This is a genomic window from Pelomonas margarita (assembly GCF_043555875.1).
Lineage (GTDB): Bacteria > Pseudomonadota > Gammaproteobacteria > Burkholderiales > Burkholderiaceae_C > Pelomonas > Pelomonas margarita.
The window spans coordinates 118,502-133,109 of record NZ_JBIGHW010000009.1; the positions used below are offsets into that span (position 1 = coordinate 118,502).

The 14,608-nt window shown below is 73.2% G+C and carries 15 protein-coding genes; 11 read left to right on the forward strand and 4 right to left on the reverse strand.

All coding sequences use genetic code 11. The annotated features are described in order from the left end of the window. Positions 1 to 374 precede the first annotated feature (374 nt). On the reverse strand, positions 375 to 590 hold the full coding sequence (locus ACG0Z3_RS16550) for a toxin-antitoxin system HicB family antitoxin (RefSeq protein WP_394399388.1): 216 nt from the start codon (positions 588 to 590) through the stop codon (positions 375 to 377). Then, complete coding sequence (locus tag ACG0Z3_RS16555; protein WP_394399391.1) at positions 578 to 1,030, reverse strand: PIN domain-containing protein; 453 nt, start codon at positions 1,028 to 1,030, stop codon at positions 578 to 580. The genes ACG0Z3_RS16550 and ACG0Z3_RS16555 overlap by 13 nt, the downstream gene beginning before the upstream one ends. A gap of 89 nt (positions 1,031 to 1,119) precedes the next feature. Here ACG0Z3_RS16555 and ACG0Z3_RS16560 point away from each other — a divergent pair, with 89 nt between their 5' ends. From ACG0Z3_RS16560 to ACG0Z3_RS16580, 5 genes are all read left to right on the forward strand, one after another. After that, positions 1,120 to 1,671: an LURP-one-related/scramblase family protein gene (locus tag ACG0Z3_RS16560; RefSeq protein ID WP_394399393.1), complete on the forward strand. Its 552-nt coding sequence runs from the start codon at positions 1,120 to 1,122 to the stop codon at positions 1,669 to 1,671. A gap of 95 nt (positions 1,672 to 1,766) precedes the next feature. Continuing rightward, positions 1,767 to 2,162, forward strand: a complete 396-nt coding sequence (locus tag ACG0Z3_RS16565) for a response regulator (RefSeq protein WP_394399395.1) — start codon at positions 1,767 to 1,769, stop codon at positions 2,160 to 2,162. Continuing rightward, the gene (locus ACG0Z3_RS16570) at positions 2,159 to 3,088 is read left to right on the forward strand and encodes a transporter substrate-binding domain-containing protein (protein ID WP_394399397.1); all 930 of its coding nucleotides are present in this window, start codon (positions 2,159 to 2,161) and stop codon (positions 3,086 to 3,088) included. Before ACG0Z3_RS16565 ends, ACG0Z3_RS16570 begins: the two co-directional genes overlap by 4 nt. Beyond that, entirely contained in the window at positions 3,085 to 4,722 is a 1,638-nt protein-coding gene (locus tag ACG0Z3_RS16575; RefSeq protein WP_394399399.1) for a sensor histidine kinase, read from the forward strand. Before ACG0Z3_RS16570 ends, ACG0Z3_RS16575 begins: the two co-directional genes overlap by 4 nt. A gap of 64 nt (positions 4,723 to 4,786) precedes the next feature. After that, positions 4,787 to 5,098, forward strand: coding sequence for a DUF1330 domain-containing protein (locus tag ACG0Z3_RS16580; RefSeq protein ID WP_394399401.1), 312 nt, complete (start codon positions 4,787 to 4,789; stop codon positions 5,096 to 5,098). Positions 5,099 to 5,245: 147 nt separating this feature from the next. Here the strand turns inward: ACG0Z3_RS16580 and ACG0Z3_RS16585 are convergent, their stop codons facing one another. After that, positions 5,246 to 6,505 (reverse strand): diguanylate cyclase domain-containing protein, encoded by a 1,260-nt coding sequence (locus tag ACG0Z3_RS16585; protein ID WP_394399405.1) that lies wholly within the window; start codon positions 6,503 to 6,505, stop codon positions 5,246 to 5,248. Positions 6,506 to 6,737: 232 nt separating this feature from the next. On the opposite strand from ACG0Z3_RS16585, the gene ACG0Z3_RS16590 reads away from it, so the two are divergent. After that, a complete protein-coding gene (locus ACG0Z3_RS16590) occupies positions 6,738 to 7,178 on the forward strand; it encodes a M3 family metallopeptidase (RefSeq protein WP_394399408.1) in 441 nt (146 codons plus the stop codon). Between the two features lie 173 nt (positions 7,179 to 7,351). Next, entirely contained in the window at positions 7,352 to 7,600 is a 249-nt protein-coding gene (infA, locus tag ACG0Z3_RS16595) for a translation initiation factor IF-1 (RefSeq protein ID WP_394399410.1), read from the forward strand. A gap of 73 nt (positions 7,601 to 7,673) precedes the next feature. Here the strand turns inward: infA and ACG0Z3_RS16600 are convergent, their stop codons facing one another. Next, entirely contained in the window at positions 7,674 to 9,455 is a 1,782-nt protein-coding gene (locus tag ACG0Z3_RS16600; protein WP_394399412.1) for a carbohydrate-binding domain-containing protein, read from the reverse strand. A 235-nt stretch (positions 9,456 to 9,690) separates the two neighbouring features. Between ACG0Z3_RS16600 and ACG0Z3_RS16605 the strand changes: the two genes are divergently transcribed. From ACG0Z3_RS16605 to ACG0Z3_RS16620, 4 genes are read left to right on the forward strand one after another with little or no spacing between them, the layout of a single operon-like run. Further along, positions 9,691 to 10,374, forward strand: a complete 684-nt coding sequence (locus tag ACG0Z3_RS16605) for a DUF3348 family protein (RefSeq protein ID WP_394399414.1) — start codon at positions 9,691 to 9,693, stop codon at positions 10,372 to 10,374. Next, a complete protein-coding gene (locus ACG0Z3_RS16610; RefSeq protein WP_394399416.1) occupies positions 10,371 to 13,076 on the forward strand; it encodes a coiled-coil domain-containing protein in 2,706 nt (901 codons plus the stop codon). Before ACG0Z3_RS16605 ends, ACG0Z3_RS16610 begins: the two co-directional genes overlap by 4 nt. Continuing rightward, complete coding sequence (locus tag ACG0Z3_RS16615) at positions 13,069 to 13,761, forward strand: OmpA family protein (RefSeq protein WP_394399418.1); 693 nt, start codon at positions 13,069 to 13,071, stop codon at positions 13,759 to 13,761. Before ACG0Z3_RS16610 ends, ACG0Z3_RS16615 begins: the two co-directional genes overlap by 8 nt. Positions 13,762 to 13,763: 2 nt before the next feature. Continuing rightward, entirely contained in the window at positions 13,764 to 14,360 is a 597-nt protein-coding gene (locus ACG0Z3_RS16620) for a DUF2894 domain-containing protein (protein WP_394399420.1), read from the forward strand. The last annotated feature ends 248 nt before the right edge of the window (positions 14,361 to 14,608 follow it).

Genomic DNA, 14,608 nt, shown 5'->3' on the forward strand with positions numbered 1-14,608 from the left:
TGCATTCCCCGTTGTCGAACTCACGGCGCACTTGGTTCTCGAAGTATTGGTTGCGCCGCAGCGCACCAGTCGCCCATCAGGATCAAGGCCTTGAACTCGGCGTTTGAAGCGTCGAGCTCGCCACCCCTGGCGGCCTTCACCGCCCCAGAAAACCGTCTGTTCCCCAGCACGTCCACTCATCGCAAGCCGGCGTGGCTCGCACAGGTCTTGTGGCTGCCGGCGCATGGCTCGATCTGGGGGCTCGGGGTCAAGGCTCAAATCTGAACCCCCAACTTGAAATCCAAGCGGACGCGCTCGATGTCATCGCGTCAAGTCTCGCAAGACGCCCTGCACCCCTGACCGCGCCTACTCCTGCCGGCGGCCATTAGCCAGCCTCAACCGGCCCGATCCAGCTTGTCCAAGAGCGCCAGCGCCCGCTCCGGCTTGCCGCGTGCGGCCCGGGTTTCAAACCTCACCCGCGCGTCGTAGTTCGCCAGCGCCACGGTCGCCAGTTCGTCCACCAGCTTGTTGACACTGATGGCATTGGCACGCGCCAGGGCCTTGAGCCGCTCGTGCTTGTCGTCAGGCAGGCGGATGGTCAGGGTGGACATGGAAACACCTCCAGGCATTGCTCGGGCGTCAGGACTTGGAGCCCGGGAAACTTCAACTCGCCGCGCGACAGGTCGCGCAGGTTGCGCGTGACGATCACATCGGCTTGCGCGGCAACGGCCAACTCGATGAGGTGGTTGTCGGCCTCGTCGGGCAGATTGGGCCGCCAGGCGTAGAACACCTCGACCCAGCGGCAGCGGCCCAGGAAGCCATCGAGCACATCGCCGCGTTCACCGGCATTCAATGCCGAGCGTTCAAACAGGGACTCGCGCGCCAGCACGTCTTCGTACTCCGCCAGCAACGCCGGCCCCAGCACGGCCTGGTAGCAGCCCGTCAGGCAGGCCCTGAGGACCGCCCGCGCGCTGGCGCCGCCCGGCATCAGCACGGCGACCAGAACATTGGTGTCGACGACGATGACCGGCATCGCAAAAAGATAGCACATATGCTGTCATTTTTCGCCGGCAAGTTGAGGGCGAACCTTCAATCCGACCTCTCACCGCAACGACGACGGCGGCCACGCCACTCAGCCCCATGCCCCGCCACCTCAGCATCGCCACCCAACTCCTGTCCCTGAAGGAGCGCTTCAAGATCCGCGAGGAGCGCGGCGACGGCAGCGAGCCGGTGGAGTTGTACGACTGCACCTGGCGCTTCGCCTGGTTCCGCGAGCTGTGGGTGCTGACGGCCGCAGGCGGGGCCGAGACGGTGATGCGGCGGCGCCTGCTGAGCTGGGCGCCACGGTGGGACATCAGCTCGCCGCTGGGCAGCTTCACGCTGTGCCAGCGCGTGTTCATGCTGCGGCGCACGCTGGTGGTGGAGGGCGGGCCGTTCGACGGCGCCACGCTCACCGGCAACTTCATCGACATGTCGTTCCGCCTGGAGCACCGCGGCCAGCTGCTGGCCACGGCCCAGGGCAAGTGGCTGACGCTGCGCAACCGCCACCTCGTGGAGCTGCTGAGCGACGCCCCCGCCGTGGAGACGCTGGTGGCCCTGCTGATGGCACGGCTGATGGCACGGCTGATGGCACGGCTGATGATCGACCAGGCCGCCGAGGCACAAGGCTCGGCCACCGGCGCGGGCGACTGAAGCGGGGCCGGCGGGCGAGCTGACGCCGATGCCCAACGCGCCGCCAACGCTGACTACACTCAGTCAACGCGTCAGCGCTCCCGGACCGACAGGTGATGACCATCCCCGTCCTGCTCGTCGATGACAGCGAGTTCGATCGCCTGTACACGCGCATCGTGCTCGGCCGCACGGGCCTGCCCTGGGCGGTGCAGGAGTGCGAGTGCGGCCCCGAGGGGCTGAGCGCCCTCACGCAGGCGCCCGGGCGCATCGCCCTCGTGCTGCTGGATCTCAACATGCCGGGCATGGACGGCTTCGAGTTCATAGCCGCCTTCGAGCGCCTGCCCGCCGCCGTGCGCGGCGGGACGGAGATCGTCGTGCTCAGCAGCTCGCCGCTGGACACCGAGCGCCAGCGCGCCCTGGCGCACCCGGTGGTGAAGGACTACCTCGTCAAGCCGCTGACGCTGCCCCAGGCCCAGCACCTGGGCCAGCCACCACGGCTGGCCGAAGCATGACGGCCCGCTGCCGGGCCCGGCAGGCGGCTGCGCTGGCGCTGCTGGTGGCCCTGGCGCCGCCGGCCAGCGCTACCGGCAGCGAGCCATTGGCCGTGCGCTTCGCCCCCGAGCGCGACTACGGCCCCTTCGTCTTCGCCGACGAGCAGGGCCGCGTGCAGGGCCTGTCGGTCGACCTGCTCGCACGCCTGGCGCCCACGGCCGGGCTGCGGCTGCAGACGCTGCCGCCCGCGCCGCTGGCCGAGCAGCTGGCGTTGCTGCGGACGGGCGGGGCCGATCTGGTGTCGTCCCTGCGCCCCACGCCGGAGCGGGCCGAGTACCTCGCATTCACGCGGCCGTATGTGACCGTGCCGGCCATCCTGGTGGTGCGCGCCGGGGCCGGCGCCGTGCTGCCGGGCGCCGACGGCCAGACCCGCCTGCTCGGGTTGACCGGCCGGCCGGTGGCCGTGGGCGCGGGTTATGCCGTGGAGGGCTTCGCGCGCGAGCGCTTCCCGCAGGTGCGCTGGGCGCCCGTGCCCGACGACGTGCAGGCGCTGCGCGGCGTGCGCGAGGGGCGCTTCGACGCCGCCGTGGTAGACGCCGCCAGCGCCGCCTTCATCACCCAGCGCCACGGGCTGGACAAGCTCGGCGCGGCCGGCCCCATCGGCTTTGACTATGCGCTCAGCCTGGCCGTGCCCAAGGCGCGGGCCGACCTCGTGCAGCGGCTGGACGCCGCGATTGCCGCCCTGCCGCTGCAGGCCCGCAACGAGATCCAGCAGCGCTGGATGGGCCCGCTGCATGGCAGCGCGCTGATGCAGCCGCCGTGGCACCGGCTGGTGGGCTGGGCGGCCGCGTGGCTGGGCGCGGCCGGGCTGCTGCTGGCCTGGGTGCTGTGGCGCCGGCACCAGCGGCGCCGTAGCCGCGTGACCGAGCCCCCCACCCCGCCATGACGGTCCCCAGCACGCCCCCGCCGCCCGCCCCTGCAGCCTCCTGGCTGGCACAGCAGCCGCTGGTGCCCACCGCGCTCGGGCTGGCCCTCGCCTACATCGCCGCAGCCGTGCTGTCGCTGGAACTGTCGCGCCAGCCGGGCAGTGTGGCGTCCATCTGGTATGCCAATGCACTGGCCGTCGCCGCGCTCGCACACCGGCCCCGGCGCGACTGGCCGGCGCTGCTGCTCGCCGTCACGCTGGCCATCGCGACCGCCAATGCGCTGTGGGGCGACCAGCTGCTGATGGCACTGTCCTTCACGCCGGCCAACCTGGCCGAGATCAGCCTGGCTGCGGCGGCGCTGCGGCGCGCGGGGCTGCACCGCAGCGGCATCGTGTCGGCCGCCACGCTGGGCTGGGCACTGCTGCTGGCGGCGCTGGCGGCGCCGCTTGTCAGTGCGACGTTGGCGCTGCTGACCGTGGGCCCGCTCATCGGCCAGGGCCTCACCGGGCTGTGGCTGCCGTGGCTGGAGGGCAGCACCATCGGCGTTCTGTCTGCGCTGCCGCTCGCGCTGCTGATGGCCGGCGAAGGGCCGCAGGCCGTGCGGCGACTGGCAGGCAACGCACTGGCCTGGGCGCTGCTGTGCGCCGCCATCGGCGCCACGCTGCTGGCGGCGGCCTACCTGCACTACCCGATGGTGTTCACCACGCTGCCGCTGATCACGGCCGCCGTCGTCCTGCCGCTGGCCGGCACCTACCTGCTGACGCTGGCCGTCTCCATCACGCTGGCCGCCGCGCTGGGCAGCGGCCTGCTGCCCGCACCGCCGCTCAGCGCGGCCTGGCAGCAGGTCTTCATTTACGTCGCCATCGCCGCCGCACTGCTGCCCGGGCATCTACTGGCTGCCACCCTGCACGAGCTGCGGCGCAGCCAGCAGCGCCTGGCCCAGCACAGCGACGCGCTGCGGCGCGCCAACGACGGGCTGGAGCAGTTCGTGCACTTCGCGGCCCATGACCTGCGCGAGCCGCTCAACACCATCGCCGGCTTCGGCAGCCTGCTGCGCGAGGAAGCCCAGCCGCTGGACGACGCGGCCCGCCAGCACCTCGCGCTGATGCTGCGCGGCACCGAGCGCATGCGCAGCCTGCTGGACGACATGCTGGCCTTTGCCCGGCTGCAGCAGCACGAGGCGCCCACGATGGGCCGGGTCGACCTGGACCAGGCGCTGCAGTCTGCCCGCGACGCGCTCGCGCAGCAGGTCGCCAACAGCGGCGCCCACATCACCAGCGCGCCGCTGGGCCACGTGCACGGCCACGCCGCCATGCTGCAGATGCTGCTGCAGAACCTGCTGAGCAACGCGCTGAAGTTCGTGGATGCCGGCGAGGCGCCACAGGTGGCGTTCAGCGCCTTCGACGACGGCCCGCTGCGCGTGCTGCAGGTGCGCGACCACGGCATCGGCATCAGCGCCGACGCCGTCAGCCGCCTGTTCAAGCCCTTCCAGCGCCTGCACACCCGGCGCCGCTACGAAGGCTCGGGCCTGGGCCTGGCGCTGGCGCGCCGCATCGTGGAGGTGCACGGCGGCAGCATCAGCGTCACCCCGGCCGAGGGCGGGGGAAGCTGCTTCACGGTGAGATTGCCGAGGGCGGCCGCAGAAGTCCTTTGAGACGCGCCTGTGCCTGGATCCGCCACACTGCGTGCCGCCCCCACTGCCCGCCCAAGAACCCACCATGCCCAAGGCCTACTGGATTGCCCGCGTCGATGTCTCCGACGCCGAGACCTACAAGCGCTATGCGCAGCGTAACAACGCGGTGTTCGCGAAGTTCGGCGGGCGCTTCCTGGTGCGCGCAGGGCAGTTCGAGAACCCCGAGGGCAGCAGCCGCGGCCGCAACGTGGTGATCGAGTTCCCAAGCTACGAGGTGGCGCTGGCCTGCTACCGCTCGCCGGAGTACGCCGCCCAGATCGCGCTGCGCCGCCCGGCCGCCGAAGCGGACGTGGTGATCGTGGAGGGCTACGACGGCCCGCAGCCCGGCGAGGCGTGACAACGGCCCGGCCGGGTGCGGAATCCGTGAGTTCCGGACATCGCCGGCCGCAGGCCATGCGGCGTGCGAAGCCGTGCTACCGCGCCTGCACCCATGCGCCGGGCCGCGACCCGGAGATGACCCTGCGGCTGCCGGAAGGCGTGGTGCTCAGCGCGCGGCCTTGGCGCGGTACATGGCCTGGTCGGCCCGCTGCAGCACGGCCTCGGGGCTGTCGTCCTGCGGGCCGAACACCGCCACACCGATGCTGGCCGAGCCGGGATGCTCGATGCAGCGCTCGCCGCCCGGCCCGCCGGGCAGCCGCAGGACATAGGTCTGGGCCAGGCGCTCGCGCAGCTTGGCCGCCACGCTCTCGGCCTGGTGCCTGGCCAGCTCGGGTTCGGCCGGCAGTGGCGTCAGCATCACGACGAACTCGTCGCCGCCCAGGCGCACCACCGAGTCCGACACCCGCACCGCCGCCTGCAGGCGCTGCGCCACCGTCACCAGCAGCTGGTCGCCGGCGGCATGGCCGTGGGTGTCGTTCAGCGGCTTGAAGTGGTCCAGGTCCACGAACAGCACCGCGCCATGCAGGCCGGTGCGCGGCCTCTGGTTGACGGCCATGCGCAGCCGGTCGTCCAGCAGCCGGCGGTTGGGCAGGCCGGTCAGTGCGTCCACGAAGGCCAGCTGGCGCACCTGCGCCTCCAGCTCCTTGCGGGAGGTCACGTCGTTGATGTAGTTGATGTAGTTGATGGTGGCCGGGCGACCCTGCCAGTCGATCAGCGAGCCGCCCATCTCCAGCCAGCGCACGCCGCGCTCCCGCGTCTTGACGCGGTACTCGTAGCGCATAGGCATGGGCACGCCCTGCAGCCGCTTGCGGTGGTTGCTCTCGAGCAGCTCGTGGTCGTCCTCGAGGATGAAGTCCAGGAAGGGGCGGCCCAGCAGCGCTTCCTCGGGGAAGCCCACGAACTCGCACAGGTGGCGGTTGACGAACTTGAAGCACCAGTCCTGCACCACGGCCACGCCCTCGCTGGCGGTCTCGCCCAGCTCCAGGTAGCGCCGCTCGCTGTGCTGCAGACGCGCCTCCAGGCGCAGTTGCTCGGTGAGGTCGCGGGCCAGCACCCAGCGCCCGTCTGGCCGGCCCAGCGCATCCACCAGCGGGCTCGTGTGGAGCGCCACCCAGCGCGGCGGCCGTTCACGCGCCAGCAGCAGCGCGCGGCCACCGGCATCACCGGCGTAGCGCCCGGCCTCCAGCAGCCGGCTCACGGGCTGGCCCAGCAGCGCCTCGGCGGGCCAGCCGCACAGCGGCAGCACCGAGGCCGACACCTCGCGAAGGCAACCCTGCGCGTCCTCGCGCCACCAGAGCTCGTGGCTGTGCGACAGCAGGGTCGCGGGCGGGCCATCGGCCAGCAACAGGCCGAGCTTGTCAGTCATGGAATCCTCCCTGTCGGCCGACCGATCTGGCTCGTGGGCGAGCTGCCGGGCGTGCGCGATTGCGCGGGAGTGTGCCGCAAGGCCGAGCAGCGGCGGGCGTGACCCACAGCCCCGCTGAGGCGGGAGGCTAGGCTGCCGGGTGTTCAACCCGTTGCGCATCGCCCACCCATGACGACCCGCCCGCCCCTGCTCGCCGCGCTGCTGGCACCAGCACTACAGCCGCGACAGCGCCATGGCCTCCACCGACAACCGCAACGCCCGCAATCCGGAGCGCCAGTCGCTGCTGCGCTCGCTAGGCAAGTCCTCCGGCGCCTACCAGAGCGGCGTGTACGGCCTGACGCCGCTGGTGCTCCTGAACCACCAGGGCAGCTTCTACAGCCTCAGCACCTTCGCCCACGAGCGGGGCCACGGCATGCACACCGTGCTGGCCAAGGCGGCCCCGCCCTTCGAGACCGCCGGCTACCCGCTGTTCCTGGCCGAGATCGAGAAGCTGCTGGCGCAGAAGGCCCGCAGGCCCGCCCGATTTCGCGCGATCTTCCCGGGTTCGCGGGGCTTGCGCGCGCCGGGCCGGACGGATCGCGGGGGTGGCCGGTACAATCCGGCCATAGATTCGCGCAAGACCCCCGGGGTCTTCCCAGCAGCCGCACCGGTCATCCCCTGGCCCGACTCCTGAGCGGCTCGCCGCAGCAACTCTGCTGAAGCTCTTGAGTGTTTCTGTCCCGCCCGGCAGCCGCCAGGCGGAGCCCGTCCAATGTCCCCGGCACGGCCGCCCGCCGCACCGGACCGGGCATTGCCAAAGATCCTGCGTGGCCCCGTGCCGCGCCCGCGCCTACGGAGCCCACTGACTTGGCCAAAGAAGAACTGATCGAAATGCACGGCGTCGTCGACGAAATCCTGCCGGACTCGCGCTTCCGCGTGACGCTGACGAATGGCCACAAGGTCATCGCCTACACCGGCGGCAAGATGCGCAAGCACCACATCCGCATCCTGGCCGGCGACAACGTGTCGCTGGAAATGTCGCCCTACGACCTGAGCAAGGGTCGCATCACGTTCCGCCACCTGGCCAACCGCGGCCCCGCCCCCGGCTCGCGCTGAACGTTCCCGGCTGAATTCGACGCTGCCGCCGCGCCCGCACCGGGCCGGCGGCAGTTGTCGTTTGCGGGGCCGCTCAGAAGGCCGTCACGCGCGCTGCGATCGTGACGGCGCTGGCCAGCGCCGCGCCGCCGCTGTGCGTGCCGGCGTTCTGCACCAGCGCGTTGAACTCGGCGCCACCGGCAGCCAGCGTGCCCCCGCTGACCGGCGTGAGGCTGATGCCGGTCTGCAGCAGCGGGCTGCTCAGCACGACGGCGCTGGCGGCGCGCGGCATCGTGAACGCGAAGGCCGGCTTGCCGTTGGCATCACGCAGCACCAGCAGCCCCGCCGGCACGGTGCGCAGCGTCACGCAGTTCTGCGTGGCGGCGCTGGCGGTCACGCTGCTGTTGCGGCCGCCCAGCCCGATGAAGGTGCCGCCGGTCACGGTGAAGGTGTTGTTGTCGCAGTCCAGCCCGCCCTCGGCGCCGCTGGCTCCGTCGGCGATGACGAGGCCGCCGTTGAGGGTGAGCGTGCCGTTGCTGTCGATGGCATCGTTGCGGCTGGCGCGCGCCAGGATGCGGCCGCCGTTGATGACGATGGCCTTGCCGGCGTTGATGGCGTCGTCCGTGGTGTTGATCACCAGCGTGCCGCCGTTGATGGTGACGCTGGACTTGCCCTCGATGCCCTCGGGCGACAGCGAGCTGTCGCCGTCGGTGAGGTTGGTGTCCTCGAAGGGCGTGCCCGTGGTGGTGATGGTGAGCGTGCCGCCGTTGATGGTGACACGCGGATCGGGGTCGTCCGTGGTGGCGCTGGTGCTGCCGTCCTCGGCGCCTTCCCACGACGCGGTGATGGCCTTGTCATGGCTGGTGATGACCAGCGTGCCGGCGTTGATGGCGATGAAGCCGACGGCGGCCGTCGCGTCCTCCTTGCCCTCGACCTTGATGCCCTTGCCGGCAGGCGTCGTCACGGTGAGGCTGCCGCCGTCCATGACGAAGGCGTGGTTGGCGCGCACGCCGTCCTTCTTGACGGCCTGCACGTTCAGCGTGCCGCTGGACAGGCGCACATGCGCGTCGCTGGCCAGGCCATGCTTGGCGGCCGACGTGATGGCCAGGCTGCCGGTGCCCGACAGCAGCAGCGGCCCCTCGGCAAACAGGGCGGCTTTCAGATCCATCGCGCTGCCATCGGGCCCGGTGCGCGCGGTGTAGGTGCTGCTGTCGCTGAGCGTGTTGCTGCCCGTCAGCACGACGAAGGCGCGCTGACGGGACTGCAGGTTCAGCGCCGGCCCGTCGGTGCTGGCCAGCGTCACGCCCTCCAGCGCCAGCCGGTAGTCCTGCTCGCTGTGCACGGTGACGGTCTGCGTCCCGCTGCCGCTGAGAGCCAGCTCCAGCCGCGCCGTGGCGGGCAGCGTGGACGTGACGGTCAGGCCCAACGCTTCGGCCTGCAACACGACCACGGTGCTGCCCGCCAGGCTGACCTCGGTGCGCCCCGCCACGGTGGCGCCAACCACCAGGCTGGCCGAGCCACTGCTCACGGCGCCCGTGCCCAGCGCAACGGCCAGACGGTGGTGGGTCAGCGCGGCGGCCGTGTCGATGGCGTTGGCGCCGGTCTCCAGGCGCCAGGCGCCCACCAGCGTGGTGGTGGGCGGCGCCACGTCGGCCCCGCTGGCATCGGTGCCCAAGACCGTGCCGGCCGTCGTGCCGCCAGTGCTGCCGCCCGAACTGCCGCCGCTGGTGCTGCCGGTGTCGCTGGAGCTGCTGCTGCCGCCACCGCCACCGCCGCAGGCGCCCAGCACCAGGGCCAGGGGGGCGGACAGCGCCAGCCGGCGGCGTGTCGGGTCGATCAGGGTGTCGGACAGGGGCGATGGCAAGTGCGATGGCATGGGCATGGGTATGGGGTGCGCGTGGCGTGTTGCGAAGGCGCCCAAGCTATCGGGCCATTCCCCGGTCCGTGTGTCCGCAGGTGAAGTTTTGTTGCCCCGGCAGGAGGTCGCTGAAGCCGCCGCGGGCAGCCGGACGGCCACCCGCCCACCGCCCGGGAAGGGCCTGCTGATCGGGGTTCACTAAACTCTCGCCCTTTTTCCTCGCGCGCGACCCGTGTGCGCGACCGTCGCCCGCATGCAAGCCTCCCCCCCTTCCACAGCCCCCGAGCCGCTGGCCCGGCTGCTGCTGCAATGGGGCGTCGCGCCGGTGCCGGCCACGCCGGTGGCGCCGCGCCTGGGCGGCTGGCTGGGCTGGGCGGACGCGATCGGGCTGTCGCAGGTGCTGGCCACGCCACCGGCCAGCGGCGTCAACGCCGCGGCGGCCGAGGAGGCGCGCCGCTGGGCGGCCGCCGCGCTGGAGCGTCTACACAGCGACCTCGCCAACGCCTTCGACGACGCCCTACTGGCCCGCGACGCCGCCGAGCCCGCGCCCGACGGCGTGTCGCTGGCCGACTTGCTGGCGCCGTTCCGGCTGCACCACGCGCAGCAGCAGCGCCTGATGGCCGCCCGCATCGCCACGCTGCGCGAGCGACTGCGCCCGCACCTGGCCGACGCTTCGGGCACCGGCATGAGGCTGGCGCAGCTGGATGCCGTCATCGAGCACGCCACACTGGCCGCCGAAAAACAGGCGCTGGCCGGCCTGGCCACGCTGCTAACGCGCCGCGCCGAGGCCCACCACGCCGCCGATGCGCGCGGCTGGCGCCACCCCTTCTGGGCCGACCTGCAGCGCCTGCTGCGGGCCGAGCTGGACCTCCGACTCCAACCGGTGCTGGGCCTCATGGACTCCCTTGAGGCGCTGCACCAGGCCGACTCCCCATGAACCGCTTCCTGACCGCCCTCTACCCCCTCGCCCTGGCCTCCGGCCTCGCGGCCATTGCCGGCGCGGCGCTGTCCGCCGCGCGCCACCACCCGGTGGCGCTGGCGATGACGCTGCTGATCGCCGCCTTCTTTGCCGTAGGCGTGTGGGAGCTGACCGCCTTCCGCCGCGCCAGCCGCGCGCTGCGCGAGGCGCTGACGGGCGACGACTTCCCGGCCCGCGTGCCCGCCGCGCTGCAGGCCGCCGTGCAGCAGCGGCTGGACGGCCTGCGCGTCACGCTGCCGGGCCTGGCCCTGGCGCCTGCCCTGGCCGGTCTGCTGGTGCTGCTGGGCATGCTGGGCACTTTCATCGGCCTGGTGCTGACACTGGGCAGTACGGCCTCGGCGCTGGGCGCATCGGCCGACCTCGCCGCGCTGCGCACCGCCCTGGGCGCGCCCGTGCAGGGCCTGGGCCTGGCCTTCAGCGCCAGCGTGGCCGGCGTGGCCGGCTCGGCCATGCTGGGCCTGATGGTGGCGCTGGCACGACGCGAGCGCGCCGCCGCCGTGGCGCTGCTGGACAGCGCACTGCTGGGCCCGCTGCGCCCGCTGACCGCCGCGCACCGCCGCGAGCAGGCCCAGCAGGCGGCCGCCGCGGCTGCCGCTGAGGCCACGCGCCAGCAGCAGCAGGCGCTGGTGGACCAGTTGCAGCAGTTCGCCCAGCAGGTGGCCGGCCAGCTGGCCGCGCAGAACGACCGCTTCCACACCAACACCCACGCGGCCTACACCGCGCTGGCTGCCAACGTGGACGCCACGCTGCGCCAGAGCCTCACCGAGAGCGCCCGCCTTGCCGGCGCCGCCATCCAGCCCGCCGCCGAGGCGGTGATGGCCGGCATCGCCCGCGAGGCTGCCGCGCTGCATGAGCGCGTGGGCACGCAAGTGGGCGAACAACTGGGCACGCTGGCCCAACGCTTCGAGGCCGGCGCCGAACGCATCGCCCAGCAGGGCGAGGCTGCCGCCACCGCCCAGGCCGACGCGCTGGCCCGCCAGCGCGAGGCACATGACCAGCTGCTGGCTGACACCGGCAGCGCCACGCAACAGGCCGTTGATCGCCTGGCCCAGCAGCAGGACGCCGCCGCGCAGACGCTGCTGGCCGCGCTGGCCGAGGCCGCCGGCCGCCAGCAGGCCGCCCAGGCCCAGGCAGATGCCGAGCGCGCCGACGTGCTGCGCCAGCAGGCCGACGCGCTGGCCCAGCAGCGCAGCGCCACCCAGCAAGCGCTGGCCGATGCGTCCGAGCGGCTGGCCGCGCAGGCGCAGGCCCTGTTCGAGCGCCTGGCCGAGCACCAGGCCCGCCAGCAAGCCGCGCAGGCGGCGCAGGCCGAGCAGGCCCGCGCCGCGCTGTTGGCCGAGCGCCAGGCGCTGGCCGACGAGCGCAGCGCCAACGAACGCCTGCTGGCCGCCCAGCGCGAGGCCGCGCAGGCCTTGCTGGCCGACAGCGGCGCCCGTGCGCAGGACGCGCTGACCGCGCTGACCACCGGCTTCGCGACGCAGACGCAGGACCTGCTGGACCGCATTGCCGACACCCAGACACGCCACGCCGCGCTGCAGGCCGAGCTGGATGCCCAAGCCCGGGCCGAGGCACGCGCCGAGGCCGAGGCCCTGGCCGCGCAGCGCGAGGCCAACGAGCGCCTGCTTGCCGCCCAGCACGACGCCGCTCACCAGTTGCTCACTGCCAGCGGCCAGCGGGCGCAGGACGCGCTGACCGAGCTGACAGCCGGCTTCACCGCGCAGACGCAGGCCGCCATCTCCGCCATCGCCGCCGCCCACAACCAGCTGCAGACGGCCCACGCCAGCCACGATGCCGAGCGACTGGCCGCCTGGCGCCACGAGCTGCAAGCCGCCGGCGCCACGCAGCTGGCGCAGCAACAGCAGCTGGCCGACGGCCTGCTGCAGCACACGCGCGACCTCGTCGCGCAGGCCGAGGCCCAGGCCAAGACCACGCTTAGCGAGGCCGGCGCCCTGCTGCAGGCGGCCGGCGAGGCGCCGCGCGCTGCCGTGGAGGTGGTGGCCGCGCTGCGCGAGCAGCTGGCCCAGAGCCAGGCCCAGGACCGCGCCGCGCTCGCCGAGCGCGCCGAGCTGATGCAGACCGTCTCCACGCTGCTGGCCTCGCTGCAGCAGGCCGCGGGCGAACAGCGCGCCGCGCTGGACGCGCTGCTGGCGGGCGCTGCCGGCCGCGTGGACACGCTGGTGGGCGGCACGTCGGCCCAGGTCGGCACGCTGCTGGACGGCGCCGCCGCCAAAGTGGACGCGCTGCTGCAGGGCGCCGCCGGCCAGGTGGAGACGCTGCTGGCCGGCACTGCCACGCAGGTACACACGCTGATGGGCAGCTCTGCCACGCAGCTGGAGAGCCTGGGCCAGCGCTTCACCGAGCAGGCCGGCGCCACCGGCCAAGCGCTGTCGGACGCCGTCACCACGATGGCCGCCAGCGCCGCCGAGATGGGCAGCCTGGGCGAGGGCTTCGGCACGGCGGTCGCGCAGTTCCAGGGCGCCAACGCGCAGCTGGTGCAGCACCTGGCCGCCCTGGAGGAACGCCTGGGCGCCACGCTGACGCGCAGCGACGAGCAGCTGAGCTACTACGTGGCGCAGGCGCGCGAGGTCATCGACCTGTGCCTGGGCTCGCAGAAGGCCGTGCTGGACGCGCTGCAGAACACGGCGGGCACCCATGGATGAGCCGCTGGACCTGGAGCACGACGCCCCGGCCGACGGCCTGAGCGCGCCGGCCTGGGCCGCCTTCGGCGACCTGATGGCCGGCGTGCTGGGCGCCTTCGTGCTGGTGCTGGCCGCCGCGCTGGTGGGCCAGCTGGACCTCGCCCACCAGCTGCAGGCCGAGGTGGCCCAGCGCGAGGCCGAGCAGGCCCGGCGCGAGGCGCTGGAGCAGGCGCTGGCGGGGCCGCTGGCCGAGTCGCTGAAGGCCGGGCTGATCACGCTGGCCGAGGGCCGCATCGGCATCAGCGGCGCGGTGCTGTTCGCCACCGGCTCTGCCGAGCTGCATGGCGACGGCCGGGCCCTGCTCAAGCGGCTCGCGGGGCCGCTGCGCAGCTACCTCGCGCAACGCGACGAGGCCCTGATGGTCAGCGGCTTCACCGATGACCGCGCCGTGGTGACCGGGCAGTTCGCCGACAACTGGGAGCTGTCGGCCCAGCGCGCGCTGACCGTCATGCGCGTGCTGACTGCCGAGGGCCTGCCGCCAGACGCGGTGTTCGCGGCCGCCTTCGGGCCGCAGCAGCCGGTCGCCTCCAACGACGACGCGGCCGGCCGCGCGCTGAACCGGCGCGTGGAGATCGCCCCCACGCCGCGCCCCCAGCGCGCCGGGGCCGCCGCCGCCTCGGCGCCCGCTTCAGCCACGGCCCGCTGAGCATGGACGACGCGCTGCGCGATCCGCTAGCCTGGCTGCAGGCGCGCACCGACCTGCTGGCCGGTGACCCGGTGCAGCGGCGCGTGCTGGACGGCCTAGCGCGCCGCGCCGCCGCGCTGCCGCCCGGCGCACTGCGTGCGCGGCTGGTGGCCCGGCTGCTGCAGCGCGCCGAAGCCGCGCCAGCCGGCCCGCCGGCCCGCGCCGCCGCCGCCGTCCCCACACCCAGCCCGCTGACCGCGCTGCTGGCGCTGCTGCACAGCCAGGCGCCCGGCGGCGGCGAGCTGCGCACCGTGGCCGCCCACCAGCGCACCTGGCGCCAGCTGCGCACCGCACAGCGCATGGCCGAGGTCAGCGCGCCGGTGCCCGAGCACCTGGGCCCGCTGAACAGCCAGGTGCTGGTGACGCGCGCGCTGCAGCAGCTGCAAGCCCTGGCGCCCGACTACCTGCAGCGCCTGCTGACCCAGCTCGACACGCTGGCCGCGCTGGCGCCGCTGCAACCTGCCGCCGCCGACGACAAGCACGCCCGCGGCACGCGCGCGCCAGCCCGCATGGCGCCGGCCAAGGCGGTCGCCCGCAAGCCGGCGGCGCGCAAGCGCTGAGGGCGACGGCGGGCGCCGAGCCTGCAAGCAGCCTCAGGCAACTACCAATTGGAACTGCGTTCCGAAAATACGAAATTACGTTTCGTTCGGCGCAACACGCCGTTTTGGACATCTCGACCGTCAGCGCCTGACGGGCCGGAGCCGCTGTTCACCTCCCCCGCCTTGCCCTGATCCGTCGCTCATTGCCCAGACGCCCGCGTGCCGAGCCGCGGCCACGCCCGTGGCCGTGAAGTCACACAACAAGCAAC

Coding starts and splice junctions, on each gene's coding strand:
- ACG0Z3_RS16565 (WP_394399395.1), top strand. CDS start 1,767: ATGACCATCCCCGTCCTGCTCGTCGATGACAGCGAGTTCGATCGCCTG.
- ACG0Z3_RS16575 (WP_394399399.1), top strand. CDS start 3,085: ATGACGGTCCCCAGCACGCCCCCGCCGCCCGCCCCTGCAGCCTCCTGG.
- ACG0Z3_RS16550 (WP_394399388.1), bottom strand. CDS start 590: ATGTCCACCCTGACCATCCGCCTGCCTGACGACAAGCACGAGCGGCTC.
- ACG0Z3_RS16555 (WP_394399391.1), bottom strand. CDS start 1,030: ATGTGCTATCTTTTTGCGATGCCGGTCATCGTCGTCGACACCAATGTT.
- ACG0Z3_RS16560 (WP_394399393.1), top strand. CDS start 1,120: ATGCCCCGCCACCTCAGCATCGCCACCCAACTCCTGTCCCTGAAGGAG.
- ACG0Z3_RS16590 (WP_394399408.1), top strand. CDS start 6,738: ATGGCCTCCACCGACAACCGCAACGCCCGCAATCCGGAGCGCCAGTCG.
- ACG0Z3_RS16605 (WP_394399414.1), top strand. CDS start 9,691: ATGCAAGCCTCCCCCCCTTCCACAGCCCCCGAGCCGCTGGCCCGGCTG.
- ACG0Z3_RS16610 (WP_394399416.1), top strand. CDS start 10,371: ATGAACCGCTTCCTGACCGCCCTCTACCCCCTCGCCCTGGCCTCCGGC.
- ACG0Z3_RS16620 (WP_394399420.1), top strand. CDS start 13,764: ATGGACGACGCGCTGCGCGATCCGCTAGCCTGGCTGCAGGCGCGCACC.
- ACG0Z3_RS16615 (WP_394399418.1), top strand. CDS start 13,069: ATGGATGAGCCGCTGGACCTGGAGCACGACGCCCCGGCCGACGGCCTG.
- ACG0Z3_RS16600 (WP_394399412.1), bottom strand. CDS start 9,455: ATGCCATCGCACTTGCCATCGCCCCTGTCCGACACCCTGATCGACCCG.
- ACG0Z3_RS16570 (WP_394399397.1), top strand. CDS start 2,159: ATGACGGCCCGCTGCCGGGCCCGGCAGGCGGCTGCGCTGGCGCTGCTG.
- ACG0Z3_RS16585 (WP_394399405.1), bottom strand. CDS start 6,505: ATGACTGACAAGCTCGGCCTGTTGCTGGCCGATGGCCCGCCCGCGACC.
- ACG0Z3_RS16580 (WP_394399401.1), top strand. CDS start 4,787: ATGCCCAAGGCCTACTGGATTGCCCGCGTCGATGTCTCCGACGCCGAG.